The organism is Amycolatopsis sp. NBC_01307, from assembly GCF_035975215.1.
In the GTDB taxonomy this organism is placed as follows: Bacteria; Actinomycetota; Actinomycetes; order Mycobacteriales; family Pseudonocardiaceae; genus Amycolatopsis.
Window position 1 is genome coordinate 2475982 of record NZ_CP108403.1, and the last position, 21419, is coordinate 2497400.

At 73.1% G+C, this 21419-nt stretch carries 21 protein-coding genes; 15 read left to right on the plus strand and 6 right to left on the minus strand.

All coding sequences use genetic code 11. The features are described 5' to 3' along the window. Positions 1-4: 4 nt before the first annotated feature. The 7 genes from OG439_RS10860 to OG439_RS10890 all read left to right on the plus strand — a co-directional run bounded on the left by OG439_RS10860 (position 5) and on the right by OG439_RS10890 (position 7741). Positions 5-868 carry an ABC transporter substrate-binding protein gene (locus OG439_RS10860; protein ID WP_326949252.1) on the plus strand — a complete coding sequence of 288 codons (864 nt, stop codon included), beginning with the start codon at positions 5-7 and terminating at the stop codon, positions 866-868. After that, positions 865-1791 carry an ABC transporter substrate-binding protein gene (locus OG439_RS10865; protein WP_326949253.1) on the plus strand — a complete coding sequence of 309 codons (927 nt, stop codon included), beginning with the start codon at positions 865-867 and terminating at the stop codon, positions 1789-1791. Before OG439_RS10860 ends, OG439_RS10865 begins: the two co-directional genes overlap by 4 nt. After that, entirely contained in the window at positions 1791-2918 is a 1128-nt protein-coding gene (locus OG439_RS10870) for an energy-coupling factor transporter transmembrane component T (RefSeq protein ID WP_326949254.1), read from the plus strand. Before OG439_RS10865 ends, OG439_RS10870 begins: the two co-directional genes overlap by 1 nt. Continuing rightward, entirely contained in the window at positions 2915-4507 is a 1593-nt protein-coding gene (locus OG439_RS10875; RefSeq protein ID WP_326949255.1) for an ABC transporter ATP-binding protein, read from the plus strand. The genes OG439_RS10870 and OG439_RS10875 overlap by 4 nt, the downstream gene beginning before the upstream one ends. 5 nt (positions 4508-4512) lie before the next feature. Beyond that, positions 4513-5376, plus strand: coding sequence for an ECF transporter S component (locus OG439_RS10880; RefSeq protein WP_326951524.1), 864 nt, complete (start codon positions 4513-4515; stop codon positions 5374-5376). After that, positions 5373-6398: a prenyltransferase/squalene oxidase repeat-containing protein gene (locus OG439_RS10885; RefSeq protein WP_326949256.1), complete on the plus strand. Its 1026-nt coding sequence runs from the start codon at positions 5373-5375 to the stop codon at positions 6396-6398. The genes OG439_RS10880 and OG439_RS10885 overlap by 4 nt, the downstream gene beginning before the upstream one ends. Positions 6399-6535: 137 nt before the next feature. Further along, a complete protein-coding gene (locus OG439_RS10890) occupies positions 6536-7741 on the plus strand; it encodes an MFS transporter (protein WP_326949257.1) in 1206 nt (401 codons plus the stop codon). 67 nt (positions 7742-7808) lie between these two features. On the opposite strand, the gene OG439_RS10895 is transcribed toward OG439_RS10890, so the two are convergent. Then, positions 7809-8792 (minus strand): PaaX family transcriptional regulator, encoded by a 984-nt coding sequence (locus OG439_RS10895; RefSeq protein ID WP_326949258.1) that lies wholly within the window; start codon positions 8790-8792, stop codon positions 7809-7811. Between the two features lie 209 nt (positions 8793-9001). Here OG439_RS10895 and OG439_RS10900 point away from each other — a divergent pair, with 209 nt between their 5' ends. The 7 genes from OG439_RS10900 to OG439_RS10930 are packed head-to-tail and all read left to right on the plus strand — an operon-like array spanning position 9002 to position 16222. Further along, a complete protein-coding gene (locus OG439_RS10900; RefSeq protein WP_326949259.1) occupies positions 9002-9922 on the plus strand; it encodes a transporter substrate-binding domain-containing protein in 921 nt (306 codons plus the stop codon). Positions 9923-9927: 5 nt separating this feature from the next. Beyond that, positions 9928-10794 carry an amino acid ABC transporter permease gene (locus OG439_RS10905; protein WP_326949260.1) on the plus strand — a complete coding sequence of 289 codons (867 nt, stop codon included), beginning with the start codon at positions 9928-9930 and terminating at the stop codon, positions 10792-10794. Further along, on the plus strand, positions 10791-11576 hold the full coding sequence (locus tag OG439_RS10910) for an amino acid ABC transporter ATP-binding protein (protein WP_326949261.1): 786 nt from the start codon (positions 10791-10793) through the stop codon (positions 11574-11576). Before OG439_RS10905 ends, OG439_RS10910 begins: the two co-directional genes overlap by 4 nt. Further along, entirely contained in the window at positions 11573-12712 is a 1140-nt protein-coding gene (locus tag OG439_RS10915; protein ID WP_326949262.1) for a CapA family protein, read from the plus strand. The genes OG439_RS10910 and OG439_RS10915 overlap by 4 nt, the downstream gene beginning before the upstream one ends. Next, positions 12709-13947, plus strand: a complete 1239-nt coding sequence (locus OG439_RS10920) for a CaiB/BaiF CoA transferase family protein (RefSeq protein ID WP_326949263.1) — start codon at positions 12709-12711, stop codon at positions 13945-13947. Before OG439_RS10915 ends, OG439_RS10920 begins: the two co-directional genes overlap by 4 nt. Next, positions 13944-14966, plus strand: a complete 1023-nt coding sequence (locus OG439_RS10925) for a 2-hydroxyacyl-CoA dehydratase family protein (RefSeq protein WP_326949264.1) — start codon at positions 13944-13946, stop codon at positions 14964-14966. The genes OG439_RS10920 and OG439_RS10925 overlap by 4 nt, the downstream gene beginning before the upstream one ends. Beyond that, positions 14963-16222, plus strand: coding sequence for a 2-hydroxyacyl-CoA dehydratase family protein (locus tag OG439_RS10930; protein WP_326949265.1), 1260 nt, complete (start codon positions 14963-14965; stop codon positions 16220-16222). Before OG439_RS10925 ends, OG439_RS10930 begins: the two co-directional genes overlap by 4 nt. Here OG439_RS10930 and OG439_RS10935 read toward each other — a convergent pair. The 4 genes from OG439_RS10935 to OG439_RS10950 all read right to left on the minus strand — a co-directional run bounded on the left by OG439_RS10935 (position 16200) and on the right by OG439_RS10950 (position 19420). Next, positions 16200-16394 (minus strand): hypothetical protein, encoded by a 195-nt coding sequence (locus OG439_RS10935; RefSeq protein ID WP_326949266.1) that lies wholly within the window; start codon positions 16392-16394, stop codon positions 16200-16202. The two genes, OG439_RS10930 and OG439_RS10935, sit on opposite strands and share 23 nt — an antisense overlap. Positions 16395-16474: 80 nt before the next feature. Continuing rightward, complete coding sequence (locus OG439_RS10940) at positions 16475-16927, minus strand: hypothetical protein (protein ID WP_326949267.1); 453 nt, start codon at positions 16925-16927, stop codon at positions 16475-16477. Between the two features lie 68 nt (positions 16928-16995). After that, entirely contained in the window at positions 16996-18117 is a 1122-nt protein-coding gene (locus tag OG439_RS10945) for an epoxide hydrolase family protein (protein ID WP_326949268.1), read from the minus strand. A 31-nt stretch (positions 18118-18148) separates the two neighbouring features. Beyond that, positions 18149-19420 (minus strand): MFS transporter, encoded by a 1272-nt coding sequence (locus tag OG439_RS10950; protein WP_326951525.1) that lies wholly within the window; start codon positions 19418-19420, stop codon positions 18149-18151. Positions 19421-19581: 161 nt separating this feature from the next. On the opposite strand from OG439_RS10950, the gene OG439_RS10955 reads away from it, so the two are divergent. Continuing rightward, positions 19582-20145: a CGNR zinc finger domain-containing protein gene (locus OG439_RS10955; RefSeq protein ID WP_326949269.1), complete on the plus strand. Its 564-nt coding sequence runs from the start codon at positions 19582-19584 to the stop codon at positions 20143-20145. 55 nt (positions 20146-20200) lie between these two features. Here the strand turns inward: OG439_RS10955 and OG439_RS10960 are convergent, their stop codons facing one another. Then, positions 20201-21358 (minus strand): mandelate racemase/muconate lactonizing enzyme family protein, encoded by a 1158-nt coding sequence (locus tag OG439_RS10960; RefSeq protein WP_326949270.1) that lies wholly within the window; start codon positions 21356-21358, stop codon positions 20201-20203. Positions 21359-21419 lie beyond the last annotated feature (61 nt).

Sequence of the window (21419 nt, forward strand, 5' to 3'; positions counted from 1 at the left end):
CACCATGAGACGTCTTCCTTCGCTGCTGGCCGGTCTCGCCGTCATGGCCGGGCTCGTCGTGTCGTCGGCGACACCGGCGTCGGCGGTCGACCCGGCCAAGGGCTACGCCGGGATCTGCACCGGCAACGACGCGCTGAGCGGCGTCACCGTCGTCGTCGACTTCCAGGAGCTCAACGGCAACGGCGGCACCGCCGCGCCGACGATCACCCGCTGCTCGCCGAACGCCGCTCCCGGCACGGACCGCACCGGCATCCAGGCCCTGCAGGACGCGGGGATCGCCGTCGCCGGTGTCGCGCAGTGGGGGCTCGGGTTCGTGTGCCGGCTGGAGGGCCGGCCCTCGGCGACCGAGTCGATCCCGGTCTCGGGCAACCCGACCTACAAGGAAGCCTGCGTGCGGACGCCGCCGGGCGCCGCGTACTGGTCGTACTGGACCGCCACCGGCGCCACCTCGACCTGGACCTACAGCAGCTACGGCGCGCTCAACCGCAACGTCGTCCCCGGTGGTTTCGAAGGCTGGTCGTTCTCCCTCAACCGGTCCGCCGGCTCGAACCCGGTGCCGCGGGTGACCCCGCTCAACCCGGCCGTCAACGCGAGCAACCCGACCGTGAGCCTGTCGGCCGACGACCTCGACCACAAGATCACCCTGGGGCAGAGCACCACCCTGACCTGGACGTCCACCAACTCCACGACGCTCACCGCCCAGTCGGTCGCCCCGGCCACCGGCGGCGGCGCCTGGTCCGGGTCGCTGGCCGTGCCGGGCGGGACGAAGACGATCACGCCGACGGCCAAGGGCACCTACACGTACACGGTCAAGGCGGTCGGCACCGGCGGCACGGTGTACTCGACGGCGACCCTGACCGTGCAGTGAGGCCGATCTTCGCGGGTGCGGCCGTCGCGGTGCTGACGGCCGCCCTCGCCCCGGGCGTCGCGCACGCCGTCGACCAGGGCAAGGGCCATCCCGGGTTCTGCACCGACGGCGCCGGGGTCACCGTCGTGCTCGACTTCCAGCAGCTGGGCGGCACGACGATCGTGCGCTGCGACCCGCAGACCGGCCGTGGCACCGGCTTGGACGCGCTGAAGAACGCGGGTTTCCAGGTCGCCGGGGTCCAGCGCTGGGGCGAGGCGTTCATCTGCCGCATCGAGAACCGGCCGTCCGCGGTCGAGGAGATCCCGGTCAAGGGCAACGAGCACTACAAGGAGACCTGCGTCGACACACCGCCCGCGGCGGGCTACTGGTCGTACTGGCACGCCGGGAACAACTGCGCGTGGGAGTACAGCCAGTGGGGCGTGAAGAATCGCGACTTCACCGCGGGCGGCTTCGAAGGCTGGTCGTTCTCGCTGAACGCGACGGCCGACTCGAACCCGGTGCCGCGCATCGCCGCGGTCCGGCCCGGCACCGCGGGGCCGTGCGTCACCGCGGCGGAGCCGGCGCCGACATCCGACGACATCAACGAAAAGCAGCCTGGCGCCACGACCGCCCCGGCCGCGCCGCCTTCGGGAACGCAGGCCACCACGGCCGGGCCGCCGGGACAGCCGGACCAGCCCGGCGCGAGCGGCCGTCCGTTGCCGCCGCCCAAGCCGCGGCCCGGCGGGGGTGGCCAGCAGGCCGCGGATCCGGCCGGCAACGTCGCGTTCACCGGCGGCGAGCAGGCTGCCGACGTCGACCAGGCGATCAAGGAGCAGGCCGGGGCGAGTGACTACGCGCCCTGGGTGGCCGGCGCGGCGGTCGTGCTGCTCGCCGCCGCGGCGTGGTTCACCGCGCGGCGCCGCAAACGCGCCCGGGACAGCTGATGCTCGCTTCCTGGTTCCTGCCGCGTGATCTGCACCCCGCCGCGTGGTGGGTGTGGGCGCTCGGGCTGGCGGTGGCGGCGAGCCGGACGACGAACCCGTGGCTGCTGCTGACGATCGTCGCGGTGCTCTGTCACGTCGTCATCGCGCGGCGGGCGGACGCGCCGTGGGCCATGGCGTTCCGGATGTACGCCTACCTCGCCGCGGTCATCATCGGGGTGCGGGTGTTCTTCCGGATCGTCTTCGGCGGCGCCGAAGGCTCGACGATCATCCTGCGCCTGCCCGAAGTCCCGCTGCCCGCCTGGGCCGCGGGCATCCGGCTGCTCGGCGACGTCTCCGCGGAGTCCGTCTTGGGCGGGCTCTACGACGGGCTCCGGCTGGCCACGATGGTGCTCTGCCTCGGCGCGGCCAACGCCCTGGCCAACCCGAAACGGCTGCTCAAGGCGATGCCACCGGCGCTCTACGAGGTCGGCACGGCCGTGATCGTCGCGCTGTCGGTGTTCCCGCAGCTGGCCGAGAGCGTCCAGCGCGTCCACCGGGCGCGGAAGCTGCGCGGCGGCGCGAAGGGCCGCCGGTTCCGGGCGCTGCACGCGGTCGTCATCCCGGTGCTGGAGGACGCGCTCGACCGGTCGCTGCAGCTCGCGTCCTCGATGGACTCCCGCGGCTACGGCCGCGCCGGGGTGGTGCGGGCCCGCGCCCGGCTGCTCACCGGCGTGCTGATGATCACCGGCCTGATCGGCGTCTGCGTCGGGGTCTACGCGACGCTCGACGGCTCGACCCCGCGGTTCCTCGCCACGCCGTTCCTGGTGGGCGGGCTCGTGCTCGGCCTGATCGGCTTCCGGACCGCCGGGACGCGCGTGCGGCGCACCCGGTACCGGCCGGATCGCTGGCACCCGGCCGAGTTCGTCACCGCCGCGAGCGGTGCCGCGGTGGCCGTGGCGTTGTTCGCGACGTCCAGTGTGGACCCGACGAACCTCAACCCGTCGCTGAGCACGCTGTCCTGGCCGCTGCTGTCCTGGGTGCCGCTCGCCGGCGTGCTCCTCGGCGTCCTGCCCGCCTTCCTGACTCCGCCGCCCGCGCTGCCGTTCGAAGCGGAACCGGTGCCCGAGACCGAGAAAGTCCCCGCATGATCGAGCTGGACCGCGTTTCCTTCTGGTACCACGGGCAACCGGAACCCGTCCTCGCCGACGTGTCGCTGTCGATCGGGGAGGGCGAGCTGGTGCTCGTCGCCGGGCGGACCGGCTCGGGCAAGTCGACGCTGCTCGGCACGTTCAACGGCCTGGTCCCGCACTTCACCGGCGGCCACCTCGAAGGCACGGTGTCGGTCGAGGACGCCGTGACGCGGGACCGGCCGCCGCGGGAGTTCGCGCACCTCGTCGGCGTCGTCGGACAGGACCCGCTGGCCGGGTTCGTCACCGACGTCGTCGAAGACGAACTCGCCTACGGCATGGAACAGCTCGGCCTGGCCCCGCAGGTGATGCGCCGCCGCGTCGAGGAGACACTCGACCTGCTCGGCATCGCCGAGCTGCGCCGCCGTCCACTGAGGACACTCTCGGGCGGGCAGCAGCAACGCGTCGCCGTCGGCTCGGTGCTGACCATGCACCCGAAGGTCCTCGTGCTCGACGAGCCGACGTCGGCCCTCGACCCGATCGCGGCCGAGGAGGTCCTCGCGACGCTCGCGCGGCTGGTGCAGGACCTCGGCACCACCGTCGTGCTGGCCGAGCACCGGATGGAACGGGTGATCCCGTTCGCCGACCGGATGCTCTACGTCCCGGGCGACGGCAGCGTCACCGACGGCACCCCACCGGAGATCCTGCGGACGACGCCCATCGCGCCGCCGATCGTGCGGCTCGGCCGGCTCGCCGGCTGGGACCCGCTGCCGATGTCCGTGCGCGACGCCCGCCGCGTCGCCCGCCCGCTGCGCGAGCGCCTCGGCTCGCGCCCGGAGCCGGCCGGGGCCGAGCCGGGGGAACCGGTGCTGACCGCCGCCGGCGTGGTCGTCCGGTACGGGCCGGTGGTCGCGGTCCGCGGGCTCGATCTCGACCTGCACCCCGGCCGGGTGGTCGCGATGATGGGCCGCAACGGCTCGGGGAAGTCGTCGTTGCTGTGGGCCTTGCAGGGTTCCGGGCCGCGGCAGGGCGGGAAGGTCCGTGCCGCCGGGGTCGATCCCGGGGAACTGCCGAGCGCGAAGGCGCGCAAGGTCGTCGGGCTCGTTCCGCAGACCGCGAGCGACCTGCTCTACCTCGAGTCCGTCGCCGCCGAATGCGCCGCGGCCGATGCCGAGACCGGTGCCGAGCCCGGCTCCTGCCGGGGACTGCTCGACCGGCTGGCCCCGGGGATCGACGGCGCCAGGCACCCGCGCGACCTGTCCGAGGGGCAGCGGCTCGCACTGGTGCTGGCGGTGCAGCTGTCCGCGTCGCCGTCGATCATGCTGCTCGACGAGCCGACCCGCGGGCTCGACTACCCGGCCAAGGCGGCGCTGGCGGGGATGATCGCCGCGATGACCGCCGGGGGGTGCGCGGTGGTCGTGGCGACGCACGACGTCGAGTTCGTCGCGACGGTCGCCGACCGGGTCGTGGTCATGGCCGAGGGCGAGATCGTCACCGACGGCGCCACCGCGGAGGTGCTCGGCGGATCGCCGGCGTTCGCGACGCAGGTGGCCAAGATCCTCGGCGGCGGCTGGCTGACCGTCGCCGAGGTCGAGGCGGCGGTCTCGTGACGCGCCTGCGCCAGTGGGGGCGCGCCGACCAGGCCGTGCGCGTCGGCCCGCGCTCGGCCGTCGTGCTCGGGCTGGCGTCGCTGGCCGGGCTGATGATGTTCGTCTGGCCGCTGCTGGTGCGGGTCGAACCGCAGAGCATGCAGCACGGGCCGGACGCGCCGTTCATCTTCTTCGGCATCCTGCCCATCCTGATCGCCATCGTGCTCGCCGAGCTGTCGGAAGGCGGCATGGACGCGAAGGCCCTCGCGATGCTCGGCGTGCTCTCGGCCGTCAACGCCGCGCTGCGGCCACTGGGTGCGGGCACGGCCGGGATCGAGACGGTGTTCTTCGTGCTCGTCCTGGCCGGCCGCGTGTTCGGTGCCGGGTTCGGGTTCGTGCTGGGCTGCACGTCGTTGTTCGCCTCGGCCCTGCTGACCGCCGGTGTCGGGCCGTGGCTGCCGTTCCAGATGCTGTGCTCGGCGTGGATCGGGATGGGTGCCGGCCTGCTGCCGCGTCGCGTGACGGGCAAGGCCGAGATCGCGATGCTGGTCGGTTACGGCATCGTCGTCGCTTACCTGTTCGGGTTCCTGATGAACCTGTGGTTCTGGCCGTTCATCACCGGTGCCGAAGTCCCGTACCACGACGGGCACATCTCGTACGTGGCCGGGGATCCGGTGTGGGAGAACCTGCACCGCTTCGCCGTGTTCACGCTGCTGACGTCGACCGCGGGCTGGGACACCGGCCGCGCGATCACCAACACCGTGGCGATCGTCGTGCTCGGCCCCGCGGTGCTCGCCACGTTGCGGCGGGCCTCGCGCAAGGCCTCCTACGGCGTCGCCCCGACCTTCGCCGAACTCCCCGAACGAATCCCGGAAAGGCAGAAACCGTGAAACTCCGTCAGCTCGCCGCAGTCGTCACCGCCGCCACGCTCCTGGTCCCGGCGACGGCGTCCGCCACGACCCCGGCGCAGCACACCGCCGACGTCGCCGCCGGCTGGCTCGCCAGACAGCTGACCGGCGGTGACCACCTCGAAACCGTCTTCGGCGGAGTGTCCTATCCGGACACCGGCCTGACGATCGACGGCATCCTCGCCTTCGCGTCCGCCGGCGTCGCGAACACCGCCGCCGGCCGCGCGACCACGTACGTCGCGACGAACCTCGCCGGTTACGTCGGCGACGGCGTCACCGAGTCCTACGCCGGCGCCACCGCGAAGGCGACTCTGGCCGCGGAGGTCCGCGGCCAGAACCCGGCCACCTTCGGCGGCGCCGACCTGCCCACCCGGCTGCGCGCGCTGCTGGCGCCGTCCGGGCGGTTCTCGGACAAGTCGCAGTACGGGGACTACAGCAACGCCTTCAGCCAGTCGCTCGCGCTCATCGCCCTCGACCGGACGCCGGGCGGCGCACCCGCGTCCGCGGTGAGCTTCCTCGCCGGGACGCAGTGCGCGGACGGCGGCTTCCCCCTCGACTTCGGCGTGACGCCCTGCGTCAGCGACACCGACTCGACGGCGATGGCCGCCCAGGCGCTGCAGGCGACCGGCCGGCTCGGCCAGGCCCAGCAGGGCCTGACCTGGCTGGCCGGGAAGCAGCAGGCGAACGGCGGGATCTCGGTCGGCACCGGTGACCCGGCGGTCGCGCCGAACGCCAACACGACCGGCCTGGCTAGCCAGGCGTTCCGCGCGGGCCTGCGGCTCGCCGCGGCCCAGAAGGCGAAGACGTTCCTCACCGGCCTGCAGGTCGGCTGCGCGGGCGTCGCCGCGAACCGCGGCGCGATCGCCTACGATGCCACCGGCTACAACGCCGGCACCGTCGTGCGCGCGACCACCCAGGCCGTCCTCGGTCTCGGCGGCCGCGGCCTGGCCCAGCTGACTTCGGCCGGGTCGTCCGCCGCGGAGCCGGCGCCGGCCTGCCCGTGACCACGGGGGAGCCCGGCGCCCACGAGGTGCCGGGCTCCTGCCGGTTCGGAGTGCCCTGGTCAACGCGCGAATTCGTGAAGCGACATTGATCACTCCCGGCTCCGGCCGCCCGTGTCGGTCACGCATGATGGCCGGAAATGGTTGAGGACTTCCGCCTGCGCTCGGTCGCCGCGGCGGCGTACGGGCCGGCCGTCCTGTTCGGACTGTCCGAAGGGGCCGTGCTGCCGGTCGTCGTGCTGAGCGCGATCGACCGCGGGGCGAGCACCTCGACGGCCGCGCTGATCGCCGCGTTGCTCGGCGTCGGGTCACTGGTCGCGAACATCCCGGCCGGGATGCTGGCGACCCGGATCGGCGAGCGCCGGTCGATGCTCCTGGCGTCGGCCGTCATGGTCGCGGGCGTCGTGACCTGCCTGGTCGATCTGGGCCGCGGACCGGCGTCGCTGCTGCTCTACGGCTGCGGGATCCTGCTGATCGGGGCGGCGAGCGCGGTCTACAGCCTGGCCCGCCAGTCGTACCTGACCGAGATCGTCCCGGCGCACATGCGCGCCAGGGCGCTGTCGACGCTGGGCGGGAGCATCCGCGTGGGCGTGTTCCTCGGGCCGTTCGCCGGGGCCGGGGCGATGCAGGTTGCCGGGCTGCCGGGCGCGTACTACGTGAGCCTGGCCGCGATCGTGGCGGCGGCCGCGCTGGTGTTCCGGGTGCCCGACCTGGAGGTCACCGCCGGCGAGCGGGTGGACGCGGCCGCCGTCACGACGCGGGGGATGCTCCGGCAGCGGTGGCGGGTGTACGCGACGCTGGGCCTCGGGATCCTGCTGTTGTCGGCGATCCGGCAGACCCGCCAGACCGTGGTGCCGTTGTGGGCGGCGCACATCGGACTGTCGCCGACCGCCAGTTCGATCGTCTACGGCGTCGCCGGTGCCATCGACGCGCTGACGTTCTACCCGGCTGGCAAGGTGATGGACCGCCACGGGCGGCGGTGGGTGGCCGTGCCCGCGACGCTCGTGCTGGGCGTCTCCTTCGTCGTCATGCCGTTCGCGGGCGGCGCGGTGGCGCTGGTGGTGGTGGCCATGGTGATGGGCTTCGGCAACGGCATCGGGTCGGGCATCGTGATGACGCTCGGCGCCGACGTGTCGCCGCCGGTCGGACGGCCGACGCACATCGGCATCTGGAACGAGCTCGCGGACATCGGGGCCGGCGCCGGCCCGCTGATCCTGTCCGCGGTGACCGCGCTGGCCGGCCTCGGCGCCGGAATCGTGGCGAGCGGCCTGGTCGGCTTCGCGGCGGCGGGCGCGTTGTGGCGGTGGATACCCCGGCCCCAGCGCGCCGGGCCGGGCACCCGGTGACGCGCCGCGGCCCGACGATGTCAATCCTTGACGCATGTCCCGGGACGTGCGTCCCGGCAAGTGCCGCTTACTGGTGGCCCGCTTCGTCCAGCCGACGCGCCTGCGCGGCCTGTTCGAACGGCGTGTCGCCTGCCGCGTGGTGGTCGCCCAGGCCGGCGAACAGGGCGGCCACCTTCACCGAGTCGTGGTGGGCGGCGAAGTCGGCCAGCGCCGGGTCGGTGGCCGCCAGCACCTGCCGGAACCGGAGCTCGGCGAGCGGCCCGAGCCGGTCGTAGATCTGCAGGAACACCTTCTGGGCCCGGTCGCGCGCCCAGCCGGCGGGCAGCAGCTCGGCGGGCAGGTCGGGGTCGGTCTCCGGGAACCGGCGCCAGTCCACGCGCAGCTCGGTGCGGGTGCGCAACGCCTGCGCCGGGCTGACCAGGCCGGCGTCGAGGCCGGTGAGCACCCGTTCGTACCGCTCGACGAACTGCTCGTACTCCCGGGCGAGTGGCTCGAGGTCGAAGGCTGCGACGGGGCTGCCGGCGTCGCCTGGGACCTCGGTGGCGCGGAAGACCGTCGCACTGCGGAGGCCGAGTTCGCGCAGCGCGGCGAGCGCGGGGGCGGCCAGGTCGTGCGGGCTGACCCACACGCCGTCGTAGAGGGCGGCGAACCGCAGGACCCGCAGCCGTGACCGGAGTGCGGTGCGGAGCCCGCGGTCCTGCTCCGGCACGGAGAAGGTGACGACCGTCCACTGCCCGTCCCACTCCGGCGCGGTCGTGCCGAAGGTCAGCATCCGGTGGGTGCGCTCGATGATCACCTCGGACGTGCGGGCGGGAATGCCGTACGCCGTGGTCCGCCCGCTCCGCGACACGGTGAGCAGGCCGCGCGCGGCGAGGCGGCGGATCGCGGCCCGCGCGCTGGCCGCGCTGATCTCGAACTCGCCGAGCAGCTCCACCAGGGCGGCCGAGGGGATGTGCTCGTCGCGCCAGTACCAGAAGTCGCCGAGCAGGGACGTCAGGAGGAGCTGCGGTTCGGCTCCCTGCTGGGAGCGGGGCAGCGGGCCCGTCGTCATCGCGCGCTCGCCTCTTCCGGGGTTCGGGCCGGCGATCGGCCGGAGTCGTCCGCCGCCGGTGTCCATGGTGGCAGTGCCGGACCGGTGCCCGAATCGAGGGGTTGAATCACACGACACATCATGCGACGATCGGCGCCCAGATAGCAACCAATCTCCCCTCGGGTTCTCGCGCCGCCCGGTTCGGACGGCCTTCCTCAGGAAGAAACGACATGGGTTCCTCACTTCGTCAATGGCGTCGAAGCCCGCTCGCCGTGGCCGCCGCCGCGGGACTCGTCCTGGCCGGCTGCACGGTCGACGACGGGGCGGCGCCCGCGCCCTCCGCGGCCGCGCTGACCGTCGTCGCGGCGTTGCACGACCAGCTGCCGCAAGCGATCAAGGACGCGGGGGTGCTCCGGTTCGCCGGGGACTCCCACCCGCCGTACCGCACCGTCGGGCCGGACGGCAAGACCGTCACCGGCATCGACCCCGACTTCCAGCAGGCGCTCGGCCAGATCCTGGGCGTGCGCACGGAAACCACCATCGTCGCCGGGCTCCCGGCCGCGCTGCAGGGCATGCTCAGCGGCCGGTACGACGCCTTCAACGGGCCCGTCAAGGCCACCGCCGAGCGCGAGAAGCAGTTCGACACCGTCACCTGGATGACCACCCGCACCGCCTACGTGGTGCCCGAAGGGTCCGCCGCCGGCATCAAGCAGACCGCCGACCTGTGCGGCAAGCGCGTCGCCGTGGTCACCGCCAGCGTCGTGGAAGGCCAGCTCGCCAAGCTGTCCGCGTTCTGCGAGCGCGAACAGCGGCCGGGGGTGCAGGTGATCGGGCTCGACGACACCAACGCCATCCTGCTGGCCGCGAAGTCCGGCCGGGTCGAGGCCGCCGGCATGACCCAGGCCGCGGCGATCGACGTGACCGACCAGCAGAAGGGGCAGTACGAGTACGTGACGCAGACCGAGGAGCAGGGCGCCACGACGGACAACCTCGCGCTGTACACCCCGAAGGCCGGGAAGCTCGGCCCGGTGCTGCAGAAGGCGTTCGAGGAGCTGTTCCGCAACGGCACCTACACCCGGATCATGCAGAAGTGGGCCCTGGCCGACGTCACGGTCCCGCAGCCGTTGTTCGACGCGGCGTCCGCGAAATGACCGCGATGTCCACTGTGGCGGAGACGGCCGCGGCCCAGGACGACGTCGCGTCCGCGCGCGGCCGCTTCCGGCCGCTGCGCTGGCTGTTCGTGCTCGTGCTCGCGGTGCTCGCGGCGCAGCTGGCCGTCTTCCTGGTCGGCAACTCCCGGTTCCAGTGGGACGTCGTGGCGAAGTACCTCTTCGAGAAGAGCGTCCTGGCGGGGCTGGGCACCACGGTGGTGCTCGCGATCGCGGCGATGGTGCTCGGGTCGCTGGCCGGCGGGGTGGTCGCGGCGATGCAGCTGAGCGGGTTCGGGCCCGCGCGGTGGGTGGCGACGCTGTGGGTGGGCCTGTTCCGCGGCATCCCGCCGCTGGTCCAGCTGATCTTCTGGTTCAACCTGGCCTACCTGCTGCCGCGGCTGTCGATCGGCATCCCGTTCGGCCCGGTCTTCGGCAGCTGGGACGCCAACGCGGTGATCACACCGGTGACCGCCGCGGTGATCGGCCTGTCGCTGGTCGAATCGGCCTACCTCGCGGAGATCTTCCGCGCCGGGGTGTCGTCGGTCGATCCCGGCCAGCGCGACGCGGCCCGCGCGATGGGTTACCCGCCGGGGCAGACGCTGCTGCGGATCGTGCTGCCGCAGGCGATGCGCGTGATCATCCCGCCCGCGGGCAGCCAGTTCATCAACGTGCTCAAGGGCACCGCGCTGGTGTCGGTCATCGCGATGTCGGACCTGCTGCACTCGGTGCAGGTGATCTACAACCGCACCTACGAGATCGTGCCGATGCTGCTGGTCGCCTGCTTCTGGTACCTGGTCGTGGTCACCGTCCTGACGGCCGGGCAACGCCGGCTGGAACGCCGGTTCTCCCGTGGTCACCGGAGTGCCCGGTGAGCGCCCCGGTGCTGCGGATCGGCGACGTCCGCAAGCGGTTCGGCACGGTGGACGCGCTGGCGGGGGTCAGCCTCGACGTCCACGAAGGCGAGACCGTCGTGGTCATCGGGCCGTCGGGCTCGGGCAAGTCGACGCTCGTCCGCTGCGCCCACCAGCTGGAGTCCGTCGACGGCGGCGCGATGTACCTCGACGGCGAGCTGCTCGGCCACCGGCGCTCGCCCGGCGGCCTGCGCCCGCTGAGCGAGCGGCGGATCGCCGCCCAGCGGCGCCGGATGGGCATGGTCTTCCAGCAGTTCAACCTCTTCCCGCAGTTCACCGTGCTGCGCAACGTGACCGACGCGGCGATCCGCGTGCACCGCCGCGATCGGTCCACTGTGGAGGGTGAGGCGCGGGAGCTGCTGGCGCGCATCGGCCTGGCCGGCCGGGAGGAGCACTACCCGCGGCAGCTCTCGGGCGGGCAGCAGCAGCGGGTCGCGATCGCGCGGGCCGTGCTGGTGCGGCCGCGGATCATGCTGTTCGACGAACCGACCAGCGCACTCGACCCGGAGCTGGTCGACGAGGTCCTGGCCGTGCTGCGGGACCTCGCGGCGGCGGGCACCACGATGGTGGTCGTCACCCACGAGATGGCGTTCGCGCGGGAAGTGGCCGACCGGTGCGTGTTCATGGAGGCCGGCCGGATCGTCGAGGAAGGGCCGCCGGAGGAGCTGTTCACCCGGCCCCGGACCGACCGGCTGCGGGCCTTCCTGTCCCGTCATCTGTCCCACGAGGAGGGTGTTTCGTGATCACTGTCGGCGCCGTGGGCGACCTCATCCTGGACGAACCGGACCCGGAGTTCTTCCTCGCGCCCGCCGCGCCGGTGCTGCGGGAGCTGGACCTGGCGATCGGGCACATCGAGGTACCCCACTCGACGACGTCGGTGCAGAGCAGCACCGACGTCCCCGCGCCGCCTGCGGACCCGATGGCGCTGAAGGCGGTGGCCGAGGCGGGTTTCGCGGTGGTCACCCTGGCGGGCAACCACGTCTGCGACGCCGGCGACGGGGGACTGGCCGACACGATCGCCTACTCCCGCGCGGCGGGCCTGCTGACGGCCGGCGCCGGGCCGGACCTCGCGCGGGCCCGGCGCCCGGCGATCGTGAAGCGGGGCGGCCTGCGGATCGGCGTGCTGTCCTACAACTGCGTCGGCCCGCGCGACTCCTGGGCCGCCTCCCGCAAGCCCGGCTGCGCGTACGTGCACGTGCTCACCCACTACGAGCTCGACCACGCGAGCCCGGGCGGCCCGCCGAAGATCTACACCTTCGCCGATCCTGACAGCCTGGAGGCGATGGCCGACGACGTGCGCCGGCTGCGCGCGGAGGCCGACATCGTGCTCGTGTCGCTGCACAAGGGCGTCGGGCACACCCCGGTCGTGGTCGCGATGTACGAGAGCCCGGTCGCCCGCGCCGCGGTCGACGCCGGGGCCGACGCGGTGTTCTCCCACCACTCGCACATCATGCGCGGCATCGAGGTCTACAAAGGACGGCCGGTGTTCCACGGGCTCGGCAACTTCGTCACGGTCACCCACGCGCTGACGCCGGGAGCGGGCGTGGGGGCCGACGAACTCCGCGCGTGGGCCGAACGCCGGACCAAGCTCTACGGCTTCGCGCCCGACCCGGACATGCCGTTCTTCCCGTTCCACCCCGAAAGCCGCAACACCGCCATCGCCTTCTGCCGCTTCGACGAGACCGGGCTGCACGAAGCCGGTTTCGTGCCCTGCCGGGTCGACGACCAGGGCCGTCCGGTGCCGGTCGGCGGCACCCCGGAAGGCGAAGCCGTGGCGAAGTACGTCGAGGACATCACCCGCGGCGCGGGCCTCAACGGCCGGTTCACCACCCGCGGCCCCGAAGTGCTCGTCGATCTCTCCGAGGGAGCTGCCACATGACCGACCAGCCACTGGCCGGCCGCGTCGTCGTCGATCTGACCACCGCGCTCGCCGGGCCGTACGCGACGCTGCTGCTCGCCGGGCTCGGGGCCACCGTGATCAAGGTCGAGAACCCGGCCACCGGCGGCGACTCGTCGCGCAACAACGCGCCCTACGTCGGGCGCGACGGCCTGAACCTGGCCCGGCGGCACGACGACGACCTGTCGGTGTCGATGCTGCTGCGCGGGCGCAACAAGCTCAGCGTCACCCTCGACCTGAAGAACCCGCGCTCCCGGGCCGTGTTCACCGACCTCGTCCGCGACGCCGACGTGCTGGTGGAGAACTACAGCCCGGGCGTCACCGAGCGGCTCGGCATCTCCTACGAGAGCGTCCGGGAGATCAACCCGCGGCTCGTCTACACCTCGATCAGCGGGTTCGGCGCCCAGGGCGGCCCGGGCTCGGGCAAGGCGATGGACTCGATCATCCAGGCGCTGAGCGGGGTGATGATGACCGCCGGGGAGCCCGACGAGGGCCCGGTCCGGTTCGGGCTGCCGATCGGTGACCTGCTGGCGCCGCTGTTCGCCGTGGTCGGCACGGTGTCCGCGTTGCTGCAGGCCGAGCACACCGGCGAGGGCCAGCGCGTGGACGTGTCGATGCTCGGCGCGCTGACCTCGCTCGTCGCGTGCGAGCCGTTCGACGCCTTCGACGCGGTCGGCCTGCCCCAGCGCACCGGCTCGATGGTGCCGCGCCTCGCGCCGTTCGGGATCCTGCCCGCTCTCGACGGCTATCTCGCCCTCTGCGCGCCGACCGACGCGTTCGCCCACGGCGTGCTCCGGGCGATCGGCCGGCCGGACCTGGCCGAGGACGACCGCTACCGCACGCGCGACCAGCGCGTGCGTGCCGCCGACGAGCTGCACGACCTCATCCGCGAGTGGTGCCGGGTGCGGCCCCTGGCGGAGATCCTCGCCGCGTTCACCGCCGAAGGGGTGCCCGCGGCCGAGGTCCGCGAGCCGCGCGAGGCGGTCCGGGACCCGCTGGTCCTGGCGCGCGAAGAAGTCGTGCCGCTGCGGCACCCGCAGCACGGCGCGGTGGCCGACCTGGCCGGGACCGGCGTGCCGATCCGGTTCTCCGCCGCCCGCGTCGCCCTGGACCGGCCCGCGCCCGCGCTCGGCGAGCACAACGAGCACGTCTACCGCGAGCTGCTCGGCTACACCGAACAGCAGCTGGCGGACCTGGTGGCGGAGGCGGTGATTTGAGCGCCGGGCTGCCCGCGGTGGGCTACGTCGGGGCCGACGTCCCGGTCGAGCTGATCACCGCGGCGGGGCTGCTGCCGCTGCGGCTGGCCGGGAAGCCGGGCGAGGACAGCACGCTTGGCGACCGCTACCTCGGCCGCGGCGTGGATCCGGTCGCCCGGTCGATCCTGACGCGGATCCTCACCGGCGGCTACGGGCCGCTCGAAGCCGTCGTCGTCTCCCGCGACTGCGAAGCCTCGCTGCGCCTGTTCTACGCCTTGCGCGAGCTGCACCGGGTCGAGCCGGAGCTGCGGCTGCCGCCGGTGCGCCTGGTGGACGTCCTGCACCTGCCGCACCACACGACCACCCGGTACGTCCACGCGAAGATCGCCCAGCTGCGCGAATGGCTCGGCCGGTGGCGGCCCATCGGCGACGACGACCTCGCCGCGGCGATCACCGCGCACGACACCCTGCGGCGGTCGCTCGGCCGCTGCGCTGTTCTGCGCCGGGCGAACCGGCTGAGCGGCACCGAGTTCCTCACCCTGGTCGCCGCGACCACCAGGCTGCCGGTCACGGCGGCCACCGCGCTCGCCGACCGCGTGGCCGCCGGCTCGCCCGAGGTCGAGGGGGTGCGGCTGTTCCTCACCGGCAGCTCCCACGACGACCCCGGCGTCTACAAAACGTTGGAGGACAACGGTTTCCTCGTCGTGGGGGAGGACCACGACTGGGGCGAACTGCTCTTCGCGCGCACGTGCGCGGCGCCGACGGAACTCGCGCTGGCCGAGCGCTACCAGCACAACGGCCCGGCCGCGCCCCGCGCGTCCATCCGGCAGCGCGCCGCCCACACGGCCGCGGCCGCCCGGGCCTGCGACGCGGAAGTCCTGTTCTCCTACGCACGCGTCCACGACGACGCCCCACCGTGGGACTTCCCGGCGCAACGGGCCGCCACCGGACTGCGGGCGGTGCCGGCGGAGCGGCAACCGTACGGCGAGCTGACCGGCGACGCCCTCGCGGCGCTCCTGCCGGCCGGGGTCGCGGGATGACCGGCCGGCTGACCTCGGCGACCACCGCGACCGGCTACCAGCGCGAGTGGTTCGCCGGGATGCGCGACGACGTCGCCGCCGGTGCGCCACTGGCGCTCGTCAACGCGGACGCGCCCCAGGAGATCTTCCGCGCGATGGGCATCCCGTACGTCGTCAACCAGTGGTGGGCCTCGATCGTCGCGGCGAAACGCCAGACGCAGCGCTACCTCGGCCTGCTGCGCGAGCGCGGTTACCCCGACTACATCGAGCAGTACAGCGCCACGTCGCTGGCGTCGGCGTTCGAGGACGATCCCGGCCAGGCGCCGTGGGGCGGCCTGCCGAAGCCGTCGATCGTGCTCGGCGAGACCACCGGCGACGCGTCCCGGAAGATCTTCGACGTCTGGGACGCGCAACCCGGCGTCACGTACTACCCGCTGGAGAGCGCGGCGGAGAACGCGGTGCCCGAGCGGTGGTGGGAGCTGATGCCGCACCGCTGGGAGGAGGCCATCGGGAGCGACCGGCTCGACCTGCTGACCGGCGAGCTGACCGGCCTGATCCGATTCCTGGAGCAGACCACCGGCCGGGTGTTCTCCGAGACCCGGTTCCGGGAAGTCATGGCTCTGGTCAACGAGCAGCAGGAGTGGAACCGCCGCACCCGCGACCTGATCGCCGCGGCCCGGCCGTGCCCGATCGCCGTCACCGACGGCATCCCGAGCGTCATGGTGCCCCAGTGGCACCGCGGCACCGAGTGGGCCCGCGACGCCGCCCGCGCGTTCCACGACGAGGTGCGCGACCGGATCGACGCCGGTGTCGCGGCGTGCCCGGACGAGCGGCTGCGCTTGATGTGGATCGGCCGCGGCCTGTGGTTCGACCTCGAGTTCTACCAGCGGTTCCAGCGGTCACATGGCGCGGTCTTCGTCTGGTCCATGTACCTCGCGATCGCCGCGGACGGCTACCTGCGTTACGGCGACGACCCGCTGCGCGCCCTCGCCGCCCGCTTCGCCGCTTTCAGCGACCAGCTCTACACGCCGCCGTGGTCGGCCGAGTGGTACGTCAAGGAAGCGCGCCACCACGGCGTCGACGGCGTCGTGCACCTGGTCTCCGACGACGCCCGCGGCGGCTACTTCACCACCCGCGCCCTGCGCGCCGCGGGGATCCCCGTGCTGGAACTGCACGCGGACAACGTCGACGCCCGCACCGGAGACGACCTGAGCGCGCAGATGACCGCGTGGCTCGACGAACTCCGGCGGGCGCTTACTTCTCCTTGCCCTCCGTGATCTTCACGGACTGCCAGTTCCCCGGCGCGTAGATGGCGAGGACCTTGTCGTCGCCCTGGGGGTCCTTGCCGCCGTAGACGTAGAGGATCCCTTCCGGCCGCGAGGCTTCGAAGTGCTCGCCGTTCGGATACTTGTCTTCGTAGCTGCGGCTGGTACTTACCTCGACGGCCATCGATCACTCCTCGCTGCGTTGGTCTTCGTAGGTCGCAAGCGGTGGCGAGGCCGTTACAGGTGGTGAGCTCCCGACGGGCGCTAGCGAGGCTGCGGCGCGGGGAGACCGGCGGCGGCCAGGGCGTCCCAGAGGGGCTTCGCGTCGTACCGGTGGAAGCCCGGCCCTTCGACGAACTGGCAGCCGAAACCGGCAGCGGTGAGAGTTGTGGGCCGGTTCTGGGTGTCGAGGAAGCGGAGTTCGTAGCTCGGTCCGAGTTCGAGGGTGCAGGCGATGTCCGCCGGCGGGGCCGGCAGGGAGCACGCGGCGGCGGCGATCTTCTTGATCGCCGCCGCGTCGGTGGTGCGGGCTTCGGCCGGGGTGCGGCCGGAGAGGCTGGGAAGCGCCACCTGGAGGGGGCGGTCGACGAGTTCCCGGGGTTCGTAGCCGGGGGAGCACAGCGCCGGAAGGTCTCCGGACCCCGGTTCGGCGCGGCCGCACGCCGTGGCGGCGACGAGGAGGAGCAGGACGCCGGCCACGGCGGGCCGTCTTCGCATGGGCACGCTCCCCAGACGGAAGTGCCCGGCCGCGCGGTTGCACGGAACCGCGCGGGCTTCCCGTGGCGTCAGCGGAAGAGGCGGAAGAACCCGCGCACCTGCTCGACCAGCGACTCCGGCTGCTCCAGCGCGGCGAAGTGGCCACCTCGCGGCAGCTCCTCGAACCAGCGCAGGTCGGTGAACCGCCGCTCGGCCTCCCGGCGCGACGGGACCGTGATGTCGCGCGGGTAGACCGACACCCCGGACGGCGCGGTGACCGTGTCCCGGAAGTCGGCGAAGCTCTCCCAGTACAGGCGCGCCGACGACGTGGCCGACGCGGTGAACCAGTAGACCGAGATCTCGTCGAGGATCTGCTGCCGCGACACCGCGTCCTCGGCGTGGCCGTTGTTGTCCGTCCAGGCCCGGAACTTCTCGGCGATCCAGGCGGCCTGGCCCGCGGGGGAGTCGGTGAGGCCGTAGCCGAGCGTCTGCGGCCGGGTTGCCTGCTGTCCCGAATACCCTCGGCCGGTGCGCTGGAACTCCTTCGCGGCCGCGAGGTGCACGCGCTCCGCGGGCGTCGGGTCGTCGAACGTGCCCAGCGCGACGGACCCGAGGTTCACGTGCACGCCGGCGACCCGCTCGGGTGCCACCTCGCCCAGCGCGCCGGACACCGCCGAACCCCAGTCGCCGCCCTGCGCGCCGTACCGCTCGTAGCCCAGCGACACCATCAACGTGTCCCAGGCGCGCGCGATGCGCTTGACGCCCCAGCCGGTCGTCGACGGCTTGTCGCTCCAGCCGTAGCCGGGCAGCGACGGCGCGACGACGTGGAACGCGTCCGCCGGGTCCCCGCCGTGCGCGCGCGGGTCGGTCAGCGGGCCGAGGACGTCCAGGAACTCGAGCACCGAACCCGGCCACCCGTGCGTGAGCACCAGCGGGAACGCGCCCGGCTCCGGCGAGCGGACGTGCAGGAAGTGGACGCCCAGCCCGTCGACGGTGTCGCGGTACTGCGGGAAGACGTTCAGCCGCTCGGCGAACCCGAAGTCGTAGTCCTCGGCCCAGCTGCGGCACAGTTCCTGCGCGTAGGCCAGCGGCAAGCCCTGCGACCAGTCGTCCACCGGCTCGGGATCGGGCCACCGCGTCCGGCGCAACCGGTCACGCAGATCCGCGATCTCGGCTTCGGTGACGCTGACTTCGAACGGTTCGGCGGCCACAGCGGGCCCCTTTCCTCGGATCGGATGCGGGTCAGGCGCCGGGGCGCCGGGTCAGGCTGAGGACGAGCCCGGCCAGCGGCAGGGCCGCGAGCGCGGCGAGGGCCACCGGCACCGGCACGACGCCGGACAGGCCCGCGACCGCGGCCGGGCCGATCCCGCCGCCCAGGAAGATCATGAAGGTGAGCAGGCCCTGTGCGGTGTCGCGGTCGCGCGCGTCGACCAGTTCCGGTGCGAGGCCCACCAGCACGGCCTGCGCGCCGGCGAACCCGCACACGGTCAGCGCCGTGCCGGCGACGACCGGAACCGGCCCGGTGAAGACCGCGACCACGAGCACGCCGACGACGGTGAGGGCCGCCAGCCCGGCCGAGATCCGCCAGCCGGGGAACCGGCCGGTCAGGGTGCCGACCAGCCGCCCGGCCAGTACCGAGCAGGCGGCGGCCGGGACCAGGAGCGCGCCGGCTTCCAGGGCGCCGCCGCCCGTGGCCTGCTCGATCAGGGACGGGGCGAGGAACAGCACCCCGTAGTAGCCGGCGAAGACCGTCCCGCCGATGACCCCGGCGGGCAGTAAACCGCGGGCCGTGATCACCCGGCGGGGCACGAACCCGTCGGGCGTGCGCCGCACGCGCCACCACAGCCCGACGGCGGCGAGCGCCCCGGCGGCGGCCACGACGAGCGTCACCGCAGCCGGGAGACCGACCGAGTGCGCCTGCAGCAGTGTGATCACCGCGCCGGCGAGCACCGACAGGACGGCCGCGCCGGCGACGTCGAACCGACCGGCCGGCTCGCCGCCGGTAGGCGCGAACGAGCGCCTGCTCGCCCACGCGGCCGGCAGGAGGGGCAGCGCGACGACGGGGATCGCGAGCACGGCACGCCACCCCAGCCAGGCGGTGACCGCCCCGCCCAGCAGGGTCCCGCACGCCGACGCCGTCGCGCTGGCGGCGGCGATGATCCCCAGCGCCCGGATCCGTTCCCGCCCGGGAAGGGCGGTGACCGCGGCGAAGACGGCGATCACGGTCGCGCCCGCCCCGGCGCCCCCGAGCAGCCGGCCGGCGATGACGACCGGCAGCGTCGGCCCGGCTCCCGCGAGCGCCGAGCCCGCGGCGAGGGTCACGACCCCGGCGACGAGAACCCGGAAGGGGCTCCACCGGCCCATCAGCCGGCCTGCGACCGGCATCGCGAGCGCGGAGGTCAGCGACCACGCGGCGAGGATCCAGGCCGTGGCGCCGAACGGCACCGCGAGCCCGCGGCCGATGGCCGGCAGTGCCACCGACGGCGCGCCCAGTGCGACGTACTGGGGCAGCACCAGCAACCCCAGGACCAGCCCCAGCCGGCGCCCGTCCGGGGAGTGGTCCGTTTCGCCGCTGAGGGCCCCGTCCGCTCGGATCGTCGTCTCCTCTCGGTATGGTGTGACACGTGACAGCCGCTTTGGATGTCACGTTACGGAACGGTGAGGAGACACGTCAAATGCTCGATGCGTGTTACACCGACGCGGCGGTCCAGACGGCCGTCGATCTCGCCAACACCTGGAAGCCGATCAAGGGGGAGGACGCGCTCGAGACCGTGGCGCAGCTCCGGGACTTCCTCGACGCCCATTCCCCAGCAGGCCAGGCGACCGGTCCGCGACGGCTCACCGGCACCGACCTGGTGGAGGTCCGCGAGGTCCGCGAGACGGTGCGCGCCGTGCTCGAACGAGCCACCACCGACGCGGCTGCAACCGCGGCCCTGATCAACGACGGCCTGCGTCGCAGCCGCGCCACCCCGGCGCTGCGCCACGAGCACGACCGCTGGTGGACCGAGGTCACCGCCGACTCCGACCGCTGCTCGGCGCACCTGGCCGCGACCACGCTCAGCGCACTCGCCGCCGTGATCGCCACGCTCGGCCCGGCTCGTCTCGGCGTGTGCGCCGGGTCGAACTGCCGGGGCACCTTCGTGGACCTCTCACGCAACGGCTCGAAGCAGTACTGCACCCGGACCTGCGCGCACCGGGCCAGCGTCGCGGCCTACCGGAGCCGGAACGCCCGGGGCTGACCCTCCACTGTGTACTGACCGCGCGGACGGTGCCCGGGCCGGCTCGCGTGACCGGCTACTCGAACACCCCGTAACCCGCGACGGCGTGGGCCCGGACGCCGTCCATGTCGAGCTCCACGCCGATGCCGGGGGTGTCGGGAAGCGTGATGTAGCCGTCCTTGACGATCGAGCCGCTCCCGTCGGGGGCGTGGACGTAGCTGTCCCACACCGCGCGCTCCTCCAGAGCGTGCCATTCCTGGACCAGGAAGTTGGGGATCGCGCCGCACATGTGCGACGTGGCCATCGTGCCCAGCGGCGTCGACACCAGGTGCGGTGCGAACGGGATGTAGTGCAGCTCCGCGAGGTTGGCGATCTTCTTGGCCTCGGCGAGACCACCGCACTTCGGCACGTCCGGTTCGATGACGTCGACGGCGCCGCGGTCGAGCAGTTCGCGGAATCCCCACCGCAGGTAGAGGTTCTCACCCGCGCAGATCGGCGTGCGGGTCTGCTCCCGCACCCGCACCAGCGCGTCGATGTTCTCCGCCGGCAGCGGTTCTTCGAGCCACATCAGGTGGAACGGCTCGAGCTCCCACGAAATCCGGCACGCGCTCGGCACGTCGTAGCGCGCGTGGAGGTCGATGGCCAGATCGACGTCCGGTCCGATCGCCTCCCGGACGGCGGCCACGCGCTCGACCATCGAGCGCAGCTCGGCGGCGTTGATCGTGTGGTTGAAATCGTCGAACTTGGCCGGGTGACGCAGGTTGTCGATGTCGAACTTGATGGCGGTGAAGCCTTCGGCGACCATCCGCTGGGCCCGGTCGACGCACCCGGCGATCGAGCCCGCCGGGTCGTCGCCGTCGCCGCAGTCGGCGTAGAGGCGGATGCGGTCGCGGAACTTCCCGCCGAGCAACCGGTAGACCGGCTGGCCCGCGGCCTTGCCCGCGATGTCCCACAGCGCGAGCTCGATCCCGGACAGCGCGATCACGGACACTCCGCCCTGGACGCCCGCGAAAACCTTGCTACGGCGCAGTTTCTCCCAGCACCGCTCGACGTTGCGCGGGTCCTCGCCGATCAGGAGGGGCGCCAGGAAGCCGATCATCCCGACGACGGCGCCCGCGCCGGCGTCGGGATTGGCCTCGCCGAACCCGCTGATGCCCTCGTCGGTGTCGATCCGCACCAGCGTGGCCTGACCGTGGTAGGCCACCACCGCCGTCGTGACGTTCACGATCCGCATTGTTCTCCCGCCGCCGGGTAGTGCGTACGAATGGACTGTCGCGAGGTCCAACTTGTCCTAT